This window comes from Mycobacterium sp. NPDC048908 (genome assembly GCF_043197955.1).
Classification (GTDB): Bacteria; Actinomycetota; Actinomycetes; order Mycobacteriales; family Mycobacteriaceae; genus Mycobacterium.
Window position 1 is genome coordinate 582,709 of sequence record NZ_JBICUE010000003.1, and the last position, 20,584, is coordinate 603,292.

Consider the following 20,584-nt stretch of genomic DNA (forward strand, 5'->3'; position numbering starts at 1 on the left):
GATCACGATCGGTGCCGCGCTGAGCGGATGGTGTCGCGAAGAACGCCGCTTCGGCCGGAGTCACGGCCGTCGCAGCGACGTCCATTCGCACGATCTTATGGACCCTGCATTCGCGAGCGGTGTCGGTCGACTTCGACGTGATCCCGGGGTTGCGTACGGTCGTTCGGCGGTGCGTGCCTGCCCGGGCGTTGCCGACGTTCCACTCGCCGATGCCGCCGACGTGGCAAATCTGCGCTGGTAGCCACACACAGCAAATTTTCAGAGACGGTCTCTGTCGCGCAGCCCGAACGCTACACTAACCAGCGATTACTGTCGTTTCGCCGAGCTAAGCTAACCGCCCACGCTCAGCAGAAGTCGTTACTGGGCAATTAGGGGAGAAGTGATGCAAACGCGGTACGGCAGGTATGTCGGACGGGTGGGCGCCCTGGCCGTTGCGCTCGGCATCGGATCCGCCGTCGCCGCGCCCGCAGGCGTCGCGTGGGCAACAGGCGACGACGCCGCCGCGGCCTCGACGTCGTCCGGGGCCGACACGACCAACGCAAGTACCGGTTCGGTGACTTCCGAGAGCCCTGGCGAGACGGGCGCAACGCCGAACACCGATGAGCCGAAAACCACGGAACCCGTCGATCCGAAACCCAGTTCCTCCAACACCGAAGTGGTAGCGCCGGGGGTGACCGTCTCCAATTCGGGCGGCGCACATTCGGGCGGTGCAGACGCCCCGAAGCCGAAGACGAAAAAGAAGGTGACCGTCAAACCGCGCGTTCGCATCGCCGAACCCTCAAGCGAGACAGCCGAACCGGCCCGGCAGACCCGGACGCAGACAACCACGGGCGGCGCCGCCTCGGAAGGCGCGGCGACCAAGCCGGAGCCCGAGCAGCCCACGGTGTCAGTAGCCATGCTTTCGCGGTCTGCCACCGAAGCCCCGACGACTCTGACCACAGCCGCCCAACCGATCGCGTCGAACCCGATTCAGGCAACCATCACCGGCCTGCTGAACGCCGTGGTCCGCCCCGTGCTGTCGACGTTCCTCGGCATGCTGCCCGGTGGGTCGACGGAGTCACCGCTGACGTGGGTGTTGATGGCGGCCGCCCGGCGCCAAGTCGGGCAGACCGAGGACGTCTCGACCCAGGTCGCCGCTCAGCAGCTGGCGGCCACCCAAACCGTGGCCGCGGCCGACCAACCGCCCACTGCGGCGGTGACGTGGGGCAGGCCGGATGCGACGACGGGCACGGTGTTGGGAAAGCTGACAACCGGCGATCCTGAGGGCAAGGCCGTCACGGTGACGTTGAAGAGCGCGCCCACCGCGGGCACGTTCGCCTACAACGCGACCACCAGGGTGATCACCTACACGCCGACCACGGCCCAGCGTTTCGTCGCCGCGACGACGTCCAATCCCGACGACACCATCGGCATGACCGTCACGCTGTCCGACGGCGTCAACAAGGTCGACGTCCCGATCAACATCCCCGTCAGCCCGTCGCCGTTCTTCAAGGCGACTGATTTTGCGAACGTCAACGACCCCAGCGCGATTGCCGTCACGAACACCCGCGCGTACATCACCAATCGCAGCGCAGGCACCGTCACCGTCTACGACACGGTCAAGAACACCGTCGTCGCCACGTATCAGGTCGAGGCGGCCGCCGACGGTATCGCGGTGAAGAAAGACGGCACCCGGCTCTACGTGTCGAGTTCGACCAACAACACGGTCACCGTCATCGACACCGCGACCGGAGCCACCAAGAAGACGATCACGATCGCCAATCCCACTGCAATCGCGATCAATCCGAGCGGCAGCACGGTGTATGTCGCCAGTGGCAGCGCCGCCACGATCAGCAAGATCAGCACGATTTACAACACGGTGTCGAGCAGCGTCGTCAAACTGCCAACCGGCTACCGACCCACCGAGTTGGTGGTCAGTGCGGACGGCACCAAGATCTACGTTGGAAGCACCAAGCCGACCGGCGGGGGCAACATCTCGGTGTTCTCGTCCTCTGCGACGACGGTCACGTCGATCACCGACATTGCAGGCGCACCAACGGGTTTGGCAATCAGTGCCAGCTACCCGAGGCTGTTCGCCACCGACGCCGCGGGCGGCGTCACCGTCATCGACACGACTGCCCGCACCGCGGTGACCAGGAACCTCGGTGTTGCGTTGTCCGGCATCACGATCACCAACGACAGCAGTGCGGTGATGGTCGTCAGCAACACCGGCCTGGTCGCTGCAGTGAGCAGTACCGACGGTACGACGTTGGGCGTGACGACGGTTCGCGGCACGGCGACACCGATGACGCTGCAACCCGGTGTCGTGCTCAGCCCGGACGGCACCAAGATGTTCACCACCGACTTCGACACGGACAGCGTCCACGTCGTCTCACTGGTGCCGCCGAACACGGCACCCTTCTCGAGTGATCCGTCCTACAGCGTCTCCAACCCATCGACGGGCGCACTGACGGGCAAGGTCGGAGTCGTGGACTTCGACGGCGACCCGCTGACGTATGTGGTCAACACCAAGCCGACGAAGGGCACCCTGGTGCTCAAGGCTGACGGAACATACACGTACACACCGACTTCCACGGCGCGGCATGCGGCAGCCGTGCCAGGTGCAACCAATTCTGTTACGACGGATTCGTTCACGATCACGGTCAACGACGGCCGCAACGGTTCGGTGACGACGACGATCGTCGTCGCGATCGACCCCGCCAACAAGGTTCCAGTGGTGACGACGACCATCGGCACGCCCAGCACGACAACCGGTGTCGTCACCGGAAGCGTCAAAGCCACCGACGGGGACTACGACACGCGGAAATACACCGTGACGGGGTCGCCGACGAAGGGCACGGTGACGATCACGTCGACCGGGTCGTTCACTTACACGCCAACCGCGGAGGCGCGTGCGGCCGCGAAGGCGCCTGGCGCGCCGTACGAGGCGACGATGGACACGTTCGTCGTCACGGTGGATGACGGCCACGGCGGCGTCGTCCCAGTCACGGTGAACGTCAGGATCGGCGCACCCAACGCCAAGCCGACCGGAGCTGTGGCGACGGTGACGAACACCAATCCGCGCAGCGGCGTCATCACCGGCACCATTACCGGGTCCGACGCCAACGGCGATCCGCTCAGTTACAAGGCAAGCGCGACGACCAAGGGCGCGATCGTCATCAACCCCGACGGCTCGTTCACCTATACGCCGACCGCGGCCGCGCGCCTCGCGGCTTCGGCGGCCGGGGCGACGTCGACCACGAAGACCGAGACCATCACGATCACCGTCAGCGACGGATTCGGCGGCACCACAACGACTTCGCTGAAGGTGTCCATCGCGCCGAACCCGACCACCAACGGTGCGCCCACGAACGGCCACGAGGCACCCGGAACCACGACATCGACCGCGATCGGCACCGTGACGGGTACGGTGACTGCCGACGACCCGGACGACGACAAGCTGACCTACAGCCTGGGCTCGGGCCCGGCATTCGGCACGGTCAAGGTGACGTCCGACGGCAAGTTCAGCTACACGCCCGACGTCGACGCGAGGTATCGCGCGCTGGTGACGGACGGCGTGGACACCGACAGCTTCGTCGTCAACATCAGTGACGGCTTCGGCGGAACGACAACGGCCACAGTGACTGTCGAAATCGCGCCGCCGTCGGCATCGGCGGTCGACCAGCGTCCGACGACGGTGGCGGTCAACGCCCAGCAGATGTACTTCTACTCGCAGACCGACACCGACAAGGCGATGGGGCTGCTCAAAGACGCCGGCATCGACACCATCCGGATACTGATCCCCTGGGCCGGAGTGGAAGCGACGGACGACACCTACAACTGGGCCGCGGTCGACCGGATGGTCAACAGCGCCAACGCCAAGGGCATCACTGTGCTCGCCGTGCTGAACTCGACGCCGGACTGGGCCGCGGTCCCCGACCAGCCTCCGCTGAGCGGACATCCGGCAGACCCAGCTGAATTCGGCGAGTTCGTCACCATGGTCGCGACTCGGTACAAGGGCAAGGTGGCCGACTACGAGATCTGGAACGAGCCCAATTACAACGTGTTCTGGTCGCCGACGCCGGACGCCAAGCAGTACACGGAGCTACTCAAAGTCGCCTACACCGCGATCAAGCCGGCGGACCCGAATGCGACAGTGATCGCCGGGTCGGTCGCGGCGGCCGCTGAAACTCCCGGCGGCCCAACCGTCAACCCGGTCACCTACCTCTCGGCGATGTATGCTGCGGGCGCTGCGGGATACTTCGACGCGGTGTCATTCCATCCGTATCTGTATTCGATACCGTTCTCGGCCGGCGAGGGTCATGCGGGTGTGCCGATCACCCAAGCCGAGCAGATGTATGCGGTGATGGTCGCCAATGGTGACGGCAACAAGAAGATCTGGGTCACGGAGTACGGTCAGCCGTCGTCGGTGGTCTCCGAGGCCAATCAGGCCGCGTTCGTCGGCGATTTCCTGCGCACGTGGCGCACCCTCGAGTTCGCCGGACCCGCATTCATCCATACGCTGGCCGACTATCCGTCGAGCGACCCTGTTCAGGCGTCGATGGGGTTGTTCCATCAGGACTGGACGCCCAAGCCGGTGCTCACCGTCGTGAAGCAGGTGATTGCGGAGAACAACGCGATCGAGGCCGCCGCCGACGACAACGTGCTGTAGGCGGCTAAGTAGTCGCTGCCAGAAGTCGGGCCAAATTGCGGTGGTCCACTACTGAAGTCATGACTGCGACGCGGGCATGAACACCTCGACCGGTGACGCCAAGCACGAAACGGAATAGCTGGGGCCGCCTCCGCGTTGGCGTTCCTGTGACTACGCAACCGGAACTCAGCCCGACGGACTGGGTACGCGAACAGACAGAGCGCATCTTGGCGCAAGGCACCACCGACGGCGTCGAGGTCCTCGATCGCGCGGTCGTCCTCTTCACGACGATCGGCGCGCAGTCCGGCAAGGCCCGCTACGTACCGCTCATGCGGGTGGAAGAGGACGGCAAATACGCGATGGTGGCGTCCAAGGGCGGCGACCCCAAGCACCCGAGTTGGTATTACAACGTGCGGGCGAACCCCGCGGTGACCGTGCAGGACGGCGACAAGATCATGTCGGGGACCGCACGCGAGATCGAAGGCGCCGAGCGCGAGCACTGGTGGAAGCTGGCGGTGGCCGCCTACCCGCCCTACGCCGAGTACCAGGCCAAGACCGCGCGACAGATTCCCGTTTTCGTCGTCGAATAACTCGGCACAACGTCCGATCGACAAGCGCCAGGGGTTCTCACCAGGCCCCTGGCGTTATTGATTTCCGCGAGTACCGCGTAGCGAGCGCAATGGCCCCTGACCTGCGGTAAAAAAGTGCCCCCGGCAGGATTCGAACCTGATTGACTATTCGGCGCCGCCGCCGTGTGGACGTGCAGATTTACCCCTTTAACTGCGATTTCAACGCGTTTGCCGTCCGGCAGTAAAGGACATCGCCGGACACTCTGTTACATTCTTTTTGCACGAATCTCGCACGGGAGGGACGCCGATGGCCGGGACGCGACGCCAATTCGGACAGCTTCGACAGCTGCCATCGGGACGCTGGCAGGCCGCCTACACCGGGCCCGACGGCAACCGGCACAAGGCCCCGCGCACGTACGCCACCGACGACGACGCCATCGGCTGGCTCAACATCGAGCGCCGCAAGATCGAGCTGGGCACCTGGGGCGCGGTCGAACGCAGCGACGGCGTGACGCTGCGCGCCTACGCCGACCGGTGGATCGAACAGCGCCAACTGCGCCCCCGCACCCGCGCGCACTACGAATCGATGCTCAGGCGACTGATCCTGCCGGCGCTGGGCGACGCCAAAATCGTCACGTTGACACCGGCCAAGGTTCGCGAATGGCACGCCAGCCTGGGCACGGGCCATGACACCCGCAACGCCCACGCCTATGCGCTGTTGCATGCGATCTGTGCGACCGCCGTGCAGGATGAGGTGTTGGACGCCAACCCGTGCCGAATCCGCGCGGCGATGCAGGCCAAGCGTCGGCGCGACGTGGACATCCTCACCCCCGCCGAGGTGAACCGGCTGGCGTCCAAGATGCCGGCCCATCTGCGCGCCAGTGTGCTGTTGGCGGCGTGGTGCGGCCTGCGGTGGGGGGAGACCTCGGAGTTGCGCCGCCGCGACGTGAGTGCTGATCAAAGCGTGCTGCGCGTGCGCCGGGCCGTCACCTATCGCAGCGGCCAATTCCACGTCGGCGACCCCAAAACCGCGGCCGGTGTGCGCGACGTGGCGATCCCGCCGCACATCCGCCCAATGCTCAAGGCGCACCTGAAAACTCACGTCGCCCGACCGGCCGACTCGCTGCTGTTCCCCGGCGAGAATGGCTCACACCTGCGGGCCGACCTATACCGGACGCATTGGGAGAAAGCGCGCGCGGCGATCGGCAAGCCACGGCTACGGGTACACGATCTGCGCCACGTCGGCGCGGTGCTGGCCGCCCAGGCCGGTGCCACGACAGCCGAACTGATGCACCGCCTTGGCCACACCACGCCGCAGATGGCGCTCCGCTATCAGCACGTCGCCGAGGGGCGCGACGCCGAAATCGCCCAGCGCCTATCGAAATTCGCGGCGGCCAGATAACGCCGCTTGCGGACATGCACTGTCAGGCCGTAGCCTTGACGGCAATTGGGACCCTACGGGTGGACCAAGGGGGCGACGTAAACAAACAACCCCGGCTGAGTAAACGAGTACGGTCGAAAAAGTTCTGGTGATCCGGTTGTCGTTCTCCTCGTAGGAATTTCGGGTTTTTTGGTCTTGGTTCTGTCATGCCAAGAAGAAAGCGCCCGACGAATGTCCGCCAAGACTCGCCAAACCGCCAACCGTCGTGAACGCCGGCACCCTGAGTTGATCGGCCTGCAACAAGCTGCCGACTACTGCGACGTTTCTTACCGCACCATTCGCCGCTGGATCGCCGACGGCCGCCTTAATGCCGTTCGCGTCGGCCCCCGCCTGTTGAAGGTCCACGCTGACGATCTGGCGGCGCTCTTGCAGCCGACCGGTGGTGCAGCGTGAACAAAGTAGAACTGGCGCGCCTGGGGGCGACCCCGTGACGCGAGAACGCCCCGACGGTGGCGCCGCCGAGGCGAACCAGCAGCCCGCTACAGCTGCCGCCACCGTACCGCGCGACAGCGACATCCGCGATTACCTTGCCGCCGTGGCCGACGGCATGTCGGGTGTGTTGCATGTGGCCACGGGTGCGCGTGGGCGCTGGGATGACGGCAAATACAGATTCGACGGCTGGACAGAAACCCGGTTCGCATATCCAGCGGAGGCCGGCCTCGCGGCACGCGAAATGCTGCGCGCGGCCGAGGATTCCGACGTTTACGTATGCCCATACGTGACGCGGGGCGACAAGCGATCGAAGGGTGCCGCGGTCGCTCATGTCCTGGTCCACGCCGACGTGGACAGTGGTGATCTAGACGCCGAACGCGTGCGCGCGATTCCTGGCGCGTTCGCGGTGTCGACGGGCACACCTGGTCACGGACACGTTTACGTGCGGCTCACACGCGAGGTGGGCGCCGACGATCACCGGGCGCTGTGTATCGGTCTGCGCGACCACCTGGGCGCGGATTCGAAGATCAGCGACAACGACCTGTTGCGTGCGCCCGGCACGCGCAATCACAAAGCCGCCGCGATGGGCAGCGAAACGGCGGAGGTGGATTGGCTTGTGCGACCGGGTAACCGGGTCGACCCTGCGCCGCTTGCCGAATTCCTCGGCGTAATTCTCGGCCGCCCAGTTGCGGCGAGCGCCACGAACGGCGCCGCGGTGGCGGAACCTGTTGACCTCAGCCGGTGCGCCGGCGTGCGGGCCGCCGTGGACTGCAATACCGGCGACCGGTCCGCGGACACCATGCGGATTGTTCACGCGTGCTGCGAGGGTGGCCTGACGCTGGCCCAAACCCGGTGGGTCATCGCGAGCCGGGCCGACCTGGCACAACGGCTGGCCGACCGCACCGATGACGACGTACATAACTGTTGGCTGAAAGCTGTTGATGCGCGCCAGATTCGCCGGCGGCAGGGAACCGTTTGGCTGGGCGACGCCGGGACCGCCGGACCGGGTCCGGACCCGGTACCCGGTCCGATGTTTGCCCGCAATGGCCATCCCGTCGGGTCCGATTCGGGTCCGGTCCCACAAAACGGTGCCCCTGACCTGCAACAACGATCGGACCCGAATTTGGACTCTATAGGGTCGGGACCGGCGGTCCGGTTGTACGTAGACATCAAGAAACTGTTAGCTGAGGGGCTACCGGAGCCGCCCAAGCCCGATGTGCTCGCGCGCACCGATGGCCACTGCCTGTTCTATCGCCGGCAAGTTAACTGGCTTTTCAGCGATCCGGAGACGGGCAAGACATTCGTCGCGCTGGCCGCCGTCGCCGTCGAATTGATCAAGGGCGGCAAGGCGCTGTTTATCGACCTGGACCACAACGGCCCTGATGCCATCGTGGACCGGCTGTTGATGATGGGTGCACCACTGTCGGTGCTGACCGACCAGGCCCGGTTCCGATACTGCGAACCCGACGACTCCCTGACGGTCGCTCAGGTGGTCGGCGACTCCGCGCAATGGAAGCCCGACGTTGTAGTGGTCGACAGCGTGGGCGAACTAATCCCGTTGTTCGGCCGCGACTCCAATTCCGCCGACGATTTCACCCGGGTCCACACCGCTGTGCTCAAGCCGCTTGCGGTATCAGGCGCGGCGGTTGTCGCCATCGATCACCTCGCGAAAGGCGCTGACAGCCGCGCTCAGGGTCCCGCCGGCACCGCGGCCAAACGTCGCACCATCGGTGGCGTTTCGCTGCGGGTAAAGGTGATGCGTCCGTTCACCATCGACCAGGGCGGGGCCGCGATTCTGCTGGTCCATAAGGATCGACACGGCGGTGTGAGGCGCCATTGCCCCGTCGGCGAACGAGAACCGATGGCCGGGACGTTCGTGCTCAAGCCCGCGAACGAGATTGCCGACGGCGAACTGTGTTGGCACATCAACGCGCCCAAGCCGGGCGACCGCGACCCCGACGCCGGAGCCGAACCCGATCTGGTCAACCGAATCGCCGTCATGGACCCTCCACCGTCGAGTATCGACGATGCCCGCGAACGTCTAGGCGTTCGAAAGGACCGAGCGGCCAAGGCGTATCGCGAATGGAAAGCCCAGCAGCAAGAATCGAACGGTGCCGCATGAACCGGCGACAGCGCCGGGCCGCCGGCATCCGGCGCCGATCGGTCGCCGAGCTTGAGCATGAACTCGCCTGCCCCGATTGCGCCTCTGAGGTAACGATCGTGGCGGAGGCGGCGCCCGGCCGCTACAACGCCGAGGTTCGCCATGACGACACCTGCCCATGGTTCGTCGACTTCAAACGATCCGGCGGCCTTGGAGTGAGGATCTCCTGTGATCGTTCGTTCAGCAACTAACCAACAACGAGAGGAAAGCCGATGACCGACAACGAAACGCCGGCACCGCACGGGTTCTGTGTCCCGGTGACGTACAACGAAATTGATGGCGTACCCGCCACCAAAACCACGCAGACGGCTTTCTACGTCGCCGAACCCATCACCCGGGAGTCGATCGAACGGCGGCGCCGGGAGCGCGAACAGCGAGGCGAGCAATGAGCGAAACGATTGGCACGCAACGTCCCAACGACGTGCGCGGTTGGCTTGTCTTCGAACGCCTGCCCGACGACTGGCAGCGTGCAGAGGACGGCACCTTGCAAGCCGACCATGCCCGCATCGGTGACGAGATGTACCTACCCGCCACGTTCACCCGTCCGGCGACCGACACCGAAATCGTGCTCTTGCAGCACCTCGGTTTCGATCCGCCCGCCAATCTTCAAACCGTCGTGTGTTGGCTGAGTTTCGGCCTGCGCAACCGCAGCTGGCCAGCACTCGAACGGAGCTAGAAACCATGACCACGCCAGAACCGCCCGACACGGGCACTGAGACCGACCATGCAACCGAACTGCGCGTGCCGACGGATGAGCTTGTCGGGGATGAGCTTGTCGACCTTGACGACGATCTGGACGTCTATCCAAGCGGCGACGACGATTTCACCGACGATTTGAGCTTCGATTTCAACGGCGATTACGGCAACGATACCGACACATCCGACGGCGCCCACGCGCCAACACAAGACGATTATGACGCGTTCGTCAGCGTCGTCGAACAGGTCATGAGCGACAGCGGCGACCAGGGTCAGGACGCCGGCGACGACCAGGGCGACGACGGCCCAGCGCCATCGATCGCCGACCCTGACCTAGCCGAATACGTGGCAAAGTTGCGGCGCCAGGATGCCCGAAAGCGGCTGCGTTTACAGGAATCCGAGGCCCGGCTACAGGCCGCCGGTCGCGAGAACGGCCGGCTGACCGACATTGTGGAGGCGCACCTGCGCGCAGATGTGGAACGCGAGGCCGCCAAGAGCCTGCACGCGGCGGGGGATCTGTGGCGGGTCGCCGATCTTTCCGACGTGACCACCGACGACGGCACGGCGCCAGACCTGCGCAAGCTGGCCCACGTAATCGCCGACAAAATTCCGCAGCACTGGCAGAAACCGCCACGGGAATTCCGGTACTACGGCGACGCCCTGGGCAGCGGTTCCACATCGCGCCAAATCGACGTGGTGCCAAGTAGCTGGGCTGAGGCACTGGGGAAGCTGACGGAGTAAGCTGCGATGACCGGTGCGGACACCAGGCCAGGAGCCCAGGACCGCGCCACCGAGGTTTACCACCCAACGCCGCCCCGGCGTTGACCGGTGAACCGATGCCCCAGGAGGGCGAAACCCGTCGGCAGGACCGACTGGCGTCCATGAATCGTGCTCTCCTGAAAGGCTTTTCACCCCATGACGCTGCTTACCAGCGGCGATGGTGCGGTGATTCTGCGACCGGAACAGGTCGAAGACCTTGTCATCTTGCCGCTGATCCGCGAATCCATCGCGACCAAAGTCGCATCCGTTCTCCCCACCACCTCGCATTCAACGAGGTTCCCCATCGTCAAAACCGACCCCACCACGGCGTGGACCCAAGAAGGCGCCGAAATCAACGTCAGCGACGCAGATTTGGACGAAATCAACTGCGTTCCCTCGGCGCTCAAAGGCCTCACCGTCATATCGAATGAGCTGGCTGACGACAGCGACCCGTCTGCCCTTGATGTCGTCGGCCAGGGCCTGGTCCGTGATCTGCAAGTCAGGCTTGACGCCGCGTTCTTCGGCAATACCACTCCTAACGGCCCGAACGGGCTGGAAAGCCTGACCGATGTGCAGCACGTCAGCGCCGGCTCGGCGCTGGATAACCTCGACGCGTTCGCCGAGGCGATCAGTCTGGCCGAACAGGTCGGCGCGACACTGACCAATTTCGTGATGAACCCGGCCGATCTGTTCACGCTGGCGACGGTCAAGGTCGCCACCGACTGGCAACAGCCGCTGTTAGGTATCGACCCATCAAGCCCGACCAAGCGATCCGCCCAAGGCGTCCCGCTGCAATGGTCGCCAGCCGTGCCAGAGGGCACCATTTGGGGCATTCCGGAGGCGAAAGTCTTTGCGGTGCTGCGGCTCCCGGTCAGCGTCGTCACAGACCGCTCTGCCTACTTCTCTAGCGACCGTCTCGGCGTGCGATGCGTGACCCGATGGGGTTTCGCGTTCCCACATGAGGCCGCCATCGTCAAGATCACCGTCGGCGGCAGCTAAGAGCGGGCAGGCGATGGCGACCTTGTTCTGGAAATCAAGGAAACCCGACACGACAAGTTCAGGCCAAGTGCGTTGCAGGTTTCGCCATCGTCTGCTCTGGCCCGTCGCCCCGGTTCGATGCCGCCGGGGCGACGGGCGACCCAAAATCAATTTCGAAATCGGTTGTGAAATCGGCGGCCAAATCGCGGCAACGCAGCGCCGCCCCTGGGGGGTGGGCCCCGGGCCCGGCCGACGCGGCGCCGGGCTGCATAGCGTGCCTGCCACGCTGCCATGCACCCGAAACTTTCAGGTCACGGCTTCGGGCCTCAAGACACGGGAACCAGTGTCACGTCCCAGAGGTAGATCGCCACGTCGCTTGACGGGATTTCCACGATCACCGGGGCCCCCTGGCTGATGCTGTCCGAGTCGGTGTGATCGCCGCTCTGAGTGCAAACGACGCTGGCGCAGTGAAAGACGTAGCCACCGGAGTCGGCCACCGTCGAGGCTCGGTAGCGTCCTGGCGGGATGGATTCGTCCAGGCCGCCCTGCGGTGTGCCGACGGCGTAAGCGTGTGTGGGCCCATAGGACGCTGCCGGGGCCGGAACAGCGGCCACGGTCGACGGTTCGGCAGTGGCCCTGGCCGTTGCGGTTGCCGAGACTGGCGCAGTCACCGTTACCGTCCGTGTAATTGTCGAGGTGGTCGTCGTCGTCCCGGCGCAGCCCGCCAGCGCCGCTGCCAGCGCGGCCGCCGATAGTGCGACCTTCATCATGCTTTTGTTCCTCCCGTTTTCATGAGTGCCGCCACACATTAACGGGCGGATTTCTGCTTGCGAAGGGGAATACGCTGAAATCCATGGCAGTGAAGCTTCCCTCGGCCGGAGCCCGGCTGCGCGCCGACCTCGACGCCGCGCTGGCCCACGCTGGCGAGGAACTAGGCCGCTCACTGGAATTCGACGAGGCTGAACGCCACGTCATCACCCGGGCCGCCGCGGCGGCCGATCGCGCCGAGGAAATGACCGGCCTCTACCGCGCCGAACTGGCCCGCCGACCCGAACCGCGGCCGTCGGTGTTGGTGAAACTGGCCGCTGAAATCCGGCTGTCGGAAAAGGCCGCCGTGGACCTTGTCGCCCGGGTGACCCTGGGCCTGGGCGCCGCCCGATCGCCGCGGCACGTCCGGGCGGCCCAAACCCGTTGGCAGCAACGACCGATGCGAGGCCGCGCCTAATGGCCCGCGACGCCGCGCCCACGCACGGTTACAGCGGCCTCTACGCGACGCTGGGCGAACGCGAGGAACTAGCCGCCCGCAACGGTGGCCTGGTGACGGAGGCCAGCGGCCGGGTCTACGTCGGCAACGCCGATCGGCTGGCCGCGTTTCGCACCGGGGCGCCCGCCGAAATGAGAGCCGGTGACTTGCCGCCGTCGGTCCGCGAAGGCGACCCGACGCACTGGTGGCGACGGGCGATCGTGACCGCTGCCGTTGCGGTGTCGTTCCACGACGACGACGGTTCGGCGTGGCTGGCGGAAAACGGGCTGTAGCGCAAGTCCAAGCTGTCCGATCGTCGGACATTCTGCGCCACAGGCGTTTTCGATTACGGTGGCAAGGTGATCTGCTACCACACCACCGACGCCGCCGACGACATCATCCGCGATGGATTCCGTGACGCCGCCGGGTCCTACGGATTCGCCAACTCCGAACTCACCGGCGTGTGGCTGGGCGACTCGCCCATGGACAGCAACGAGGGCGCAACCGGTGACCAGGTGCTACGGGTCGAATTCGGCGACGGCGTGGACACTTCTGATTTCGAGGTGATCGAGGAACACAAGCCCTACCGCGAATGGTGCGTGCCCGCGGCGATCATTAACGCCCACGCCACCGTGACACGGATGAGCGACGACGAGGTGGACGAGGTTCGTTGGGCCAGATGGAACCCGCCGCGCTGACCGGCGGCAGCCTGGCCGCCTGCAAATATCGTCGGCCCCGTGCGATAGAATCAAAGTGCAGGTGAGCACGCCGGCGACGACTCCTGCGGCGATCCCCGCAACGGCTTTCGAACCCGACAATTGGAGGTTCAGCCCATGCAGTACTACACCGACGGCGGCCTTGACCTGATCCGGATTGTCGCGCCGGACAACGTCACGGGGCCGTGGCTGACCGAACAGCCGTCGCATCGGTACTACGGCGCCGCCAAGGGCGGTTGGGAACCGTCGCCAATTTACAACCTCGCTGTGGTCGCGCTGTTCAGCGGCGATTACTACCCGATCACCGAGGCTCAGGCCGACGAAATCATGGCCGAAATCGATGGCGAAAAAGCGACCCGATAACAGCCGCTCTAGAAGACGTCAGCGTGGACCTCGAACGTGTGCAGTTCGATCACGTCATCTCCCACGCCACGATGAAGTGTTACCGCCCGCTGCGGCTATTGCGCCTGACTTGGTATCCACGGGCGACTGTCGTTGAGTGATTCGCAGAATCGCTTGATCGTTTCCCACTGCTTCAGCGCCCCTGGCACTGCCATCGTGCCCAATTGCGCTATGTCGTAACGGGTTCGGTGTGACAGTTCGAACAGGCTGCCATATGGCACAGCAATTGAGGGATACATCGCGTTGACCATCTGCGTGGTGCCTCGCGCCGTGGGTTCGAAACTTGTGTGCTTGCGCGGGTGGCGCTCATCCTTCGCCAGGTCGGGCTCATCGGCCAACGATGAATGCACGTAGTGCAGCGCCGAATAGAACAGGGCAACCATCGCCCAATCGTCGAAGTGGTTCAGCAGATAGTCGCAAGCTTTCTTGTGGTGCTCAGCGCGCTTGAGATGCCATTTGCGTACGCCCATTAGGCTTCGGCGAAGTCTTCATCCCGAACAGCGTCGAGCGGGATGATGTCGAACTCGACGGCAAAATCATCCGCGTGGTCGAGTTGGAATTTCACGAGACGCTCAAGTACCTCCATACGGGTGTCCCACGTGTAGTTCTGGATGCACGCGCCCACACGGGCGATCCTTGACATCGGCTCCCAGCGGATACTCAGGTGCGTTTTCCCCGTATGGCTCTCGATGTCACGTAGACGTCCGTCTACCTCGAATTTCAGCGTGTCGACGCTTGGCATGGCCTTACCCTCCGTGCCCACGATGATTCAGCATAAGGCTATGAAACCTCGCAGGACCGACATCAAATGCGGCGTTGCGCCACCGCATCGAGAACCTTGACCTGCTGTCGAAGTTGCACGAATCTCGCACGGCCCAACATAACCGCTGGTTAATGGGTGCCCCCGGCAGGATTCGAACCTGCGGCCTTCTGCTCCGGAGGCAGACGCTCTATCCCCTGAGCTACGGGGGCGCATACAGACGGGCCATGCGCCAGTGGGCATTGACAAGCAGGGGACAGCCTAACGCATGCCGGCGGCGGAAACGGATTCGGGCGCTGACCACCTCAGACCATAGGATGGACCCTCGTGACCCCCGCCGACCTTGCCGAACTGCTCAAGGCCACCGCCGCCGCGGTGCTGGCCGAGCACGGCCTCGACACCTCAGCACTGCCGGCCGTCGTCACCGTCGAGCGCCCGCGCAATCCCGAACACGGCGATTACGCCACCAATATCGCCCTTCAGCTGGGCAAGAAGGTCGGCGCCAACCCCCGTGAGCTGGCCGGATGGCTGGCCGCCGCGCTCGCCGCGCGAGACGGCATCGCCGCCGCCGATGTCGCGGGCCCCGGCTTCGTCAACCTGCGCCTGGACGCGTCCGCCCAGAACGTGATCGTCGCGAACGTCATCGACGCCGGCGCGGACTACGGCCGCTCAGACGCGCTCGCCGGCGAGCACATCAACCTGGAATTCGTCTCCGCCAACCCGACCGGGCCCATCCACATCGGCGGCACCCGCTGGGCCGCGGTCGGCGACGCGCTTGGCCGCCTGCTCGCCACGCAGGGCGCCCAGGTGGTACGGGAGTACTACTTCAACGACCACGGCGCACAGATCGACCGGTTCTCCAACTCGCTGGTCGCCGCGGCCAGGGGCGAACCAACCCCCGACGACGGCTATGCGGGCGACTACATCAAGGAGATCGCCACCCAGGTGCTCGCCAAGGAACCCGATGCGCTGAGCCTGCCCGACGACGAGATGCGGGAGACGTTCCGGTCCATCGGCGTCGACCTGATGTTCACCCACATCAAACAATCGCTGCACGACTTCGGCACCGACTTCGACGTCTACACCCACGAAGACTCGATGCACACCTCGGGACGCGTCGATCAAGCCATCGCCAAGCTCCGCGACGCGGGCAGCATCTATGAGAAGGACGGCGCGGTCTGGCTGCGCACCACCGACTTTGGCGACGACAAAGACCGCGTCGTGATCAAGAGCGACGGCAACCCCGCCTACGTGGCCGCCGACATCGCCTACTACCTCGACAAGCGCGAACGCGGATTCGACCTGTGTATCTACATGCTCGGCGCCGACCACCACGGCTACATCGCCCGCCTCAAGGCCGTCGCCGCGTCGCTCGGTGAGAACCCCGCCACCGTCGAGGTGCTCATCGGGCAGATGGTCAACCTGGTCCGCGAGGGCCAACCGGTTCGGATGAGCAAGCGGGCGGGCACGGTCATCACCCTCGACGATCTCGTCGAGGCGATCGGTGTCGACGCCGCGCGGTATTCGCTGATCCGGTCGTCGGTCGACAGTCCGATCGACATCGATCTGGCGCTGTGGTCGTCGGCCTCGAACGAAAACCCGGTCTACTACGTGCAGTACGCGCACGCCCGACTATCCGCGCTGGCCCGCAACGCCGCCGAGTTGGGTCTGAGTCCCAGCACCGCGCACCTCGCCCTCCTCACGCACGATAAGGAGGGCACGCTGATCCGCAACCTCGGCGAGTTCCCGCGCGTGCTGAAAACTGCTGCGGCCCTTCGTGAACCGCACCGCGTCTCGCGCTATCTCGAGGACCTCGCTGGTGACTACCATCGGTTCTACGACTCCTGCCGGGTGCTGCCGCAGGGCGACGAGGCGCCCAACGATCTGCACGCCGCGCGCCTTGCGTTGTGCCAGGCCACGCGCCAGGTCATCGCCAACGGCCTCGGCATCCTCGGCGTCAGCGCACCGGAGCGCATGTGATCGCTCATCCCGCCGGTCCCCGGCACGCTGAAGAGATCCACCACGCCGGTGCCCCGCCACGGCCGCAGTCGGCGGCCGATGTGCTCAAGCTCGCGCCGAATGTCTGGCCCCGCAGCACGGCTCGCGCCGATGACGGTGTCGTGTCGATCGCGGGCGTGCCCGTCACCGACATTGCCGCCGAGTTCGGCACGCCCGTCTTCGTGATCGACGAAGACGACTTCCGCTCGCGGTGCCGCGAAATCGCCGCAGCGTTCGGCGGCGGCGACAACGTGCGCTACGCCGCCAAGGCGTTCCTGTGCACCGAGGTGGCGCGCTGGGTCAACGAGGAGGGCCTTTCCCTCGACGTCGCCAGTGGCGGCGAACTGGCGGTCGCGTTGCACGCTGAGTTCCCGCCCGACCGAATCGCATTCCACGGCAACAACAAATCCATCGACGAGCTGACGAATGCCGTCAAGGCCGGCATCGGCCACATCGTCGTGGATTCGATGATCGAAATCGAACGCCTCGACGAGATCGCCGGTGCCGCGGGCGTCGTCCAGGACGTGCTCGTCCGGGTCACCGTCGGCGTCGAAGCGCACACCCACGAATTCATCTCCACCGCACACGAGGACCAGAAGTTCGGGCTGTCGCTGGCCAGCGGTGCGGCCATGGAGGCGGTGCGCCGGGTGTTCGCGACGGACAACCTTCGCCTCGTCGGCCTGCACAGCCATATCGGGTCGCAGATCTTCGACGTCGACGGGTTCGAGTTGGCCGCCCACCGGGTGATCGGCCTGCTGCGCGACATCGTCGCGGAGTTCGGTATCGACAAGACCAGCCAACTCGAGACGGTCGACCTCGGCGGCGGCCTCGGCATTTCCTATCTGGCTCAGGACGATCCGCCGCCGGTGCAGGACCTCGCCGCCAAACTCGGCGCCATCGTGCACAACGAATCCGCCGCGGTCGGCCTGCCCGCGCCCCGCCTCGTGGTCGAACCGGGCCGCGCCATCGCGGGGCCCGGCACCATCACGCTGTATCAGGTCGGCACCGTCAAGGACGTCGCGGTCAGCCCCACCGCACACCGCCGCTACGTCAGCGTCGACGGTGGCATGAGCGACAACATCCGCACGTCGCTGTACGGCGCCGAATACGACGTTCGACTGCTGTCGCGCACCACCGAGATGCCCGCCATGCTGTCTCGGGTTGTCGGGAAGCATTGCGAGAGCGGCGACATCGTCGTGAAAGACGCGTGGCTACCCGACGACGTCGCACCAGGCGACCTGCTGGGGGTGGCCGCTACTGGCGCCTACTGCTATTCGATGTCGAGCCGCTACAACCTGATCGGCCGCCCCGCCGTGGTGGCCGTGCGCAACGGGAAAGCCCGCCTGATTCTGCGCCGGGAGACGGTCGACGATCTGCTCAGTCTGGAGGTAACGAAATGAGTGAAAAGCCCATCGGCATAGCCGTATTGGGACTCGGCAACGTCGGCAGCGAAGTGGTCCGCATCATCGACGAGAGTGCGAGCGACCTGGCGGCCCGCATCGGCGCGCCGCTGGAATTGCGTGGTATCGGGGTGCGCCGGGTCGCCGACGACCGCGGCGTGCCGGTGGGCCTGCTGACCGACAACATCGAGGAACTGGTGTCTCGCGACGACGTCGACGTCGTCGTCGAGCTGATGGGACCGGTCGAGCCCGCCCGTAAGGCCATCCTCACGGCCCTCGAGCAGAAGAAGTCCGTCGTCACCGCCAACAAGGCCCTGATGGCAGTCTCCACAGGCGAATTGGCGCAGGCGGCCGAGCACGCTCACGTCGACCTGTACTTCGAGGCCGCCGTCGCCGGTGCCATCCCCGTCATCCGCCCGCTCACGCAGTCGCTGGCGGGTGACACGGTGGTGCGGGTCGCAGGCATCGTCAACGGCACCACCAATTACATCCTGTCCGAGATGGACAGCACCGGCGCGGATTACGACAGCGCGCTCGCCGATGCCAGCGCGCTCGGCTATGCCGAGGCCGACCCGACCGCCGACGTCGAGGGATACGACGCCGCCGCCAAGGCCGCGATCCTCGCCTCCATCGCATTCCACACCCGGGTGACCGCCGACGACGTCTATCGCGAGGGCATCACCAAGGTGACTGCCGCCGATTTCGCGTCCGCGCGCGCACTGGGTTGCACCATCAAGCTGCTGGCCATCTGCGAGCGGCTCACCAACGACGATGGGCAGCAGCGTGTTTCGGCTCGAGTCTATCCCGCGCTGGTCCCGCTCGACCACCCGTTGGCGTCGGTCAACGGCGCATTCAACGCCGTGGTGGTGGAGGCCGAGGCGGCCGGGAGGCTGATGTTCTACGGCCAGGGCGCAGGCGGCGCACCGACCGCGTCCGCGGTGATGGGCGACGTGGTGATGGCCGCCCGCAACCGGGTCCAAGGTGGCCGCGGACCACGTGAATCCAAGTACGCCAAGTTGCCGATCTCGCCTATCGGCTTCATCCCGACCCGCTACTACGTGAACATGAACGTCGCCGACCGGCCTGGCGTGTTGTCCTCTGTCGCGGCCGAATTCGGCAAGCGCGAGGTCAGCATCGCCGAGGTCCGCCAGGAAGGCATGGTCGACGAGGGCGGCCAGCGCTGCGGCGCCCGCATCGTCGTCGTCACCCACCAGGCCACCGACGCCGCTCTGTCGGAAACCGTTGCCGCGCTTGCCGATCTCGATGTGGTGCAGAGCGTCAACAGCGTGCTTCGCATGGAAGGAACCACCGAATGACCGCCCCCGGGACTGCGGTGCACCAGCCCTGGCCTGGGCTGATCGCCGCCTATCGCAACCGACTGCCTGTCGAGGACCACTGGACCGCCATCACGCTGCTCGAGGGCGGCACCCCGCTGGTGCCCGCACGGCGGCTGTCTGAATACACCGGCTGCACAGTGCATTTGAAGGTCGAGGGGCTCAACCCGACAGGTTCGTTCAAGGATCGCGGCATGACCATGGCGGTCACCGAGGCGGTGGCGCGTGGCCAGAAGGCAGTGCTGTGCGCGTCGACCGGCAACACCTCGGCGTCGGCTGCGGCTTACGCGGCGCGGGCGGGCATCACCTGCGCAGTGCTGATTCCGCAAGGCAAGATCGCGATGGGCAAGCTCGCCCAGGCGGTCATGCACGGCGCAAAGATCATTCAGGTCGACGGCAATTTCGACGACTGCCTCGAACTCGCGCGCAAGCTGACCAACGACTATCCGACGGTCTCACTGGTGAACTCCGTCAACCCATTCCGGATCGAGGGACAGAAGACCGCCGCGTTCGAGATCGTCGATGCGCTCGGTACCGCACCAGATGTGCATTCGCTGCCGGTGGGCAACGCGGGCAACATCACCGCGTACTGGAAGGGCTATTCGGAGTATCACCGCGACGGCGTATCGGATCGGCTGCCACGCATGCTGGGCACGCAGGCCGCGGGTGCGGCGCCGCTGGTGCTGGGGGAGCCGGTGAGCAATCCGGAAACCATCGCCACCGCGATTCGGATCGGGTCACCCGCCTCGTGGGCGACCGCGGTCGAGGCGCAACAACAGTCCAACGGCCGTTTCCTCGCGGCCACCGACGAGGAGATCTTGGCGGCCTACCACCTGGTGGCGCGCGCCGAAGGCGTATTCGTCGAGCCCGCGTCGGCCGCCAGCATCGCCGGCCTGCTGAAGTCGATCGAAGACGGGTTCGTCGCCAAGGGGTCGACGGTGGTGTGCACGGTGACCGGCAACGGCCTGAAGGACCCCGATACTGCGCTCAAAGGCATGCCCGCCGTCACCCCTGTGCCCGTCGACCCGACCGCCGTCGTCGAGAAGCTGGGTTTGGTCTGAGGAC

General features: G+C 65.6%; 20 protein-coding genes and 1 tRNA gene. 17 read left to right on the plus strand and 4 right to left on the minus strand.

Annotated elements, in window-relative coordinates; genetic code table 11:
* Positions 1 to 382 precede the first annotated feature (382 nt).
* The 9 genes from ACGFK1_RS11700 to ACGFK1_RS11740 all read left to right on the plus strand — a co-directional run bounded on the left by ACGFK1_RS11700 (position 383) and on the right by ACGFK1_RS11740 (position 11,687).
* Positions 383 to 4,651 carry an Ig-like domain-containing protein gene (locus ACGFK1_RS11700; protein ID WP_393428404.1) on the plus strand — a complete coding sequence of 1,423 codons (4,269 nt, stop codon included), beginning with the start codon at positions 383 to 385 and terminating at the stop codon, positions 4,649 to 4,651.
* A gap of 146 nt (positions 4,652 to 4,797) precedes the next feature.
* Positions 4,798 to 5,220, plus strand: a complete 423-nt coding sequence (locus ACGFK1_RS11705) for a nitroreductase family deazaflavin-dependent oxidoreductase (protein WP_393428405.1) — start codon at positions 4,798 to 4,800, stop codon at positions 5,218 to 5,220.
* Positions 5,221 to 5,506: 286 nt separating this feature from the next.
* A complete protein-coding gene (locus tag ACGFK1_RS11710; protein WP_393428406.1) occupies positions 5,507 to 6,601 on the plus strand; it encodes a tyrosine-type recombinase/integrase in 1,095 nt (364 codons plus the stop codon).
* Positions 6,602 to 6,811: 210 nt separating this feature from the next.
* On the plus strand, positions 6,812 to 7,033 hold the full coding sequence (locus ACGFK1_RS11715; protein WP_393428407.1) for a helix-turn-helix domain-containing protein: 222 nt from the start codon (positions 6,812 to 6,814) through the stop codon (positions 7,031 to 7,033).
* Positions 7,034 to 7,067: 34 nt separating this feature from the next.
* Entirely contained in the window at positions 7,068 to 9,194 is a 2,127-nt protein-coding gene (locus tag ACGFK1_RS11720) for a hypothetical protein (RefSeq protein ID WP_393428408.1), read from the plus strand.
* Positions 9,195 to 9,445: 251 nt separating this feature from the next.
* Positions 9,446 to 9,622 (plus strand): hypothetical protein, encoded by a 177-nt coding sequence (locus ACGFK1_RS11725; protein ID WP_393428409.1) that lies wholly within the window; start codon positions 9,446 to 9,448, stop codon positions 9,620 to 9,622.
* Positions 9,619 to 9,909 (plus strand): hypothetical protein, encoded by a 291-nt coding sequence (locus ACGFK1_RS11730; protein ID WP_393428410.1) that lies wholly within the window; start codon positions 9,619 to 9,621, stop codon positions 9,907 to 9,909. The genes ACGFK1_RS11725 and ACGFK1_RS11730 overlap by 4 nt, the downstream gene beginning before the upstream one ends.
* Before the next feature lie 5 nt (positions 9,910 to 9,914).
* Complete coding sequence (locus tag ACGFK1_RS11735) at positions 9,915 to 10,670, plus strand: hypothetical protein (RefSeq protein ID WP_393428411.1); 756 nt, start codon at positions 9,915 to 9,917, stop codon at positions 10,668 to 10,670.
* Between the two features lie 174 nt (positions 10,671 to 10,844).
* A complete protein-coding gene (locus ACGFK1_RS11740) occupies positions 10,845 to 11,687 on the plus strand; it encodes a phage major capsid protein (RefSeq protein WP_393428412.1) in 843 nt (280 codons plus the stop codon).
* Positions 11,688 to 11,992: 305 nt separating this feature from the next.
* Here ACGFK1_RS11740 and ACGFK1_RS11745 read toward each other — a convergent pair whose 3' ends face one another.
* Positions 11,993 to 12,436, minus strand: coding sequence for a hypothetical protein (locus ACGFK1_RS11745; RefSeq protein ID WP_393428413.1), 444 nt, complete (start codon positions 12,434 to 12,436; stop codon positions 11,993 to 11,995).
* A gap of 83 nt (positions 12,437 to 12,519) precedes the next feature.
* Here ACGFK1_RS11745 and ACGFK1_RS11750 point away from each other — a divergent pair, with 83 nt between their 5' ends.
* From ACGFK1_RS11750 to ACGFK1_RS11765, 4 genes are all read left to right on the plus strand, one after another.
* Positions 12,520 to 12,891 (plus strand): hypothetical protein, encoded by a 372-nt coding sequence (locus tag ACGFK1_RS11750; protein ID WP_393428414.1) that lies wholly within the window; start codon positions 12,520 to 12,522, stop codon positions 12,889 to 12,891.
* Entirely contained in the window at positions 12,891 to 13,202 is a 312-nt protein-coding gene (locus ACGFK1_RS11755) for a hypothetical protein (RefSeq protein WP_393428415.1), read from the plus strand. Before ACGFK1_RS11750 ends, ACGFK1_RS11755 begins: the two co-directional genes overlap by 1 nt.
* Before the next feature lie 66 nt (positions 13,203 to 13,268).
* Positions 13,269 to 13,607, plus strand: coding sequence for a hypothetical protein (locus ACGFK1_RS11760; protein WP_393428416.1), 339 nt, complete (start codon positions 13,269 to 13,271; stop codon positions 13,605 to 13,607).
* Between the two features lie 135 nt (positions 13,608 to 13,742).
* Positions 13,743 to 13,988, plus strand: coding sequence for a hypothetical protein (locus ACGFK1_RS11765; protein WP_393428417.1), 246 nt, complete (start codon positions 13,743 to 13,745; stop codon positions 13,986 to 13,988).
* Between the two features lie 95 nt (positions 13,989 to 14,083).
* Here the strand turns inward: ACGFK1_RS11765 and ACGFK1_RS11770 are convergent, their stop codons facing one another.
* The 3 genes from ACGFK1_RS11770 to ACGFK1_RS11780 form a co-directional block, all read right to left on the minus strand.
* Positions 14,084 to 14,497, minus strand: coding sequence for a hypothetical protein (locus tag ACGFK1_RS11770; RefSeq protein ID WP_393428418.1), 414 nt, complete (start codon positions 14,495 to 14,497; stop codon positions 14,084 to 14,086).
* A complete protein-coding gene (locus tag ACGFK1_RS11775) occupies positions 14,497 to 14,769 on the minus strand; it encodes a hypothetical protein (RefSeq protein WP_393428419.1) in 273 nt (90 codons plus the stop codon). The genes ACGFK1_RS11770 and ACGFK1_RS11775 overlap by 1 nt, the downstream gene beginning before the upstream one ends.
* Positions 14,770 to 14,926: 157 nt before the next feature.
* Positions 14,927 to 14,999 (minus strand) — tRNA-Arg (locus ACGFK1_RS11780).
* 115 nt (positions 15,000 to 15,114) lie between these two features.
* On the opposite strand from ACGFK1_RS11780, the gene argS reads away from it, so the two are divergent.
* From argS to thrC, 4 genes are read left to right on the plus strand one after another with little or no spacing between them, the layout of a single operon-like run.
* Complete coding sequence (gene argS, locus ACGFK1_RS11785; protein ID WP_393428420.1) at positions 15,115 to 16,767, plus strand: arginine--tRNA ligase; 1,653 nt, start codon at positions 15,115 to 15,117, stop codon at positions 16,765 to 16,767.
* Between the two features lie 35 nt (positions 16,768 to 16,802).
* Positions 16,803 to 18,185 carry a diaminopimelate decarboxylase gene (lysA, locus tag ACGFK1_RS11790; RefSeq protein ID WP_393428497.1) on the plus strand — a complete coding sequence of 461 codons (1,383 nt, stop codon included), beginning with the start codon at positions 16,803 to 16,805 and terminating at the stop codon, positions 18,183 to 18,185.
* Complete coding sequence (locus ACGFK1_RS11795; RefSeq protein ID WP_393428421.1) at positions 18,182 to 19,501, plus strand: homoserine dehydrogenase; 1,320 nt, start codon at positions 18,182 to 18,184, stop codon at positions 19,499 to 19,501. The genes lysA and ACGFK1_RS11795 overlap by 4 nt, the downstream gene beginning before the upstream one ends.
* Complete coding sequence (gene thrC / locus ACGFK1_RS11800) at positions 19,498 to 20,580, plus strand: threonine synthase (protein ID WP_393428422.1); 1,083 nt, start codon at positions 19,498 to 19,500, stop codon at positions 20,578 to 20,580. The genes ACGFK1_RS11795 and thrC overlap by 4 nt, the downstream gene beginning before the upstream one ends.
* Positions 20,581 to 20,584 lie beyond the last annotated feature (4 nt).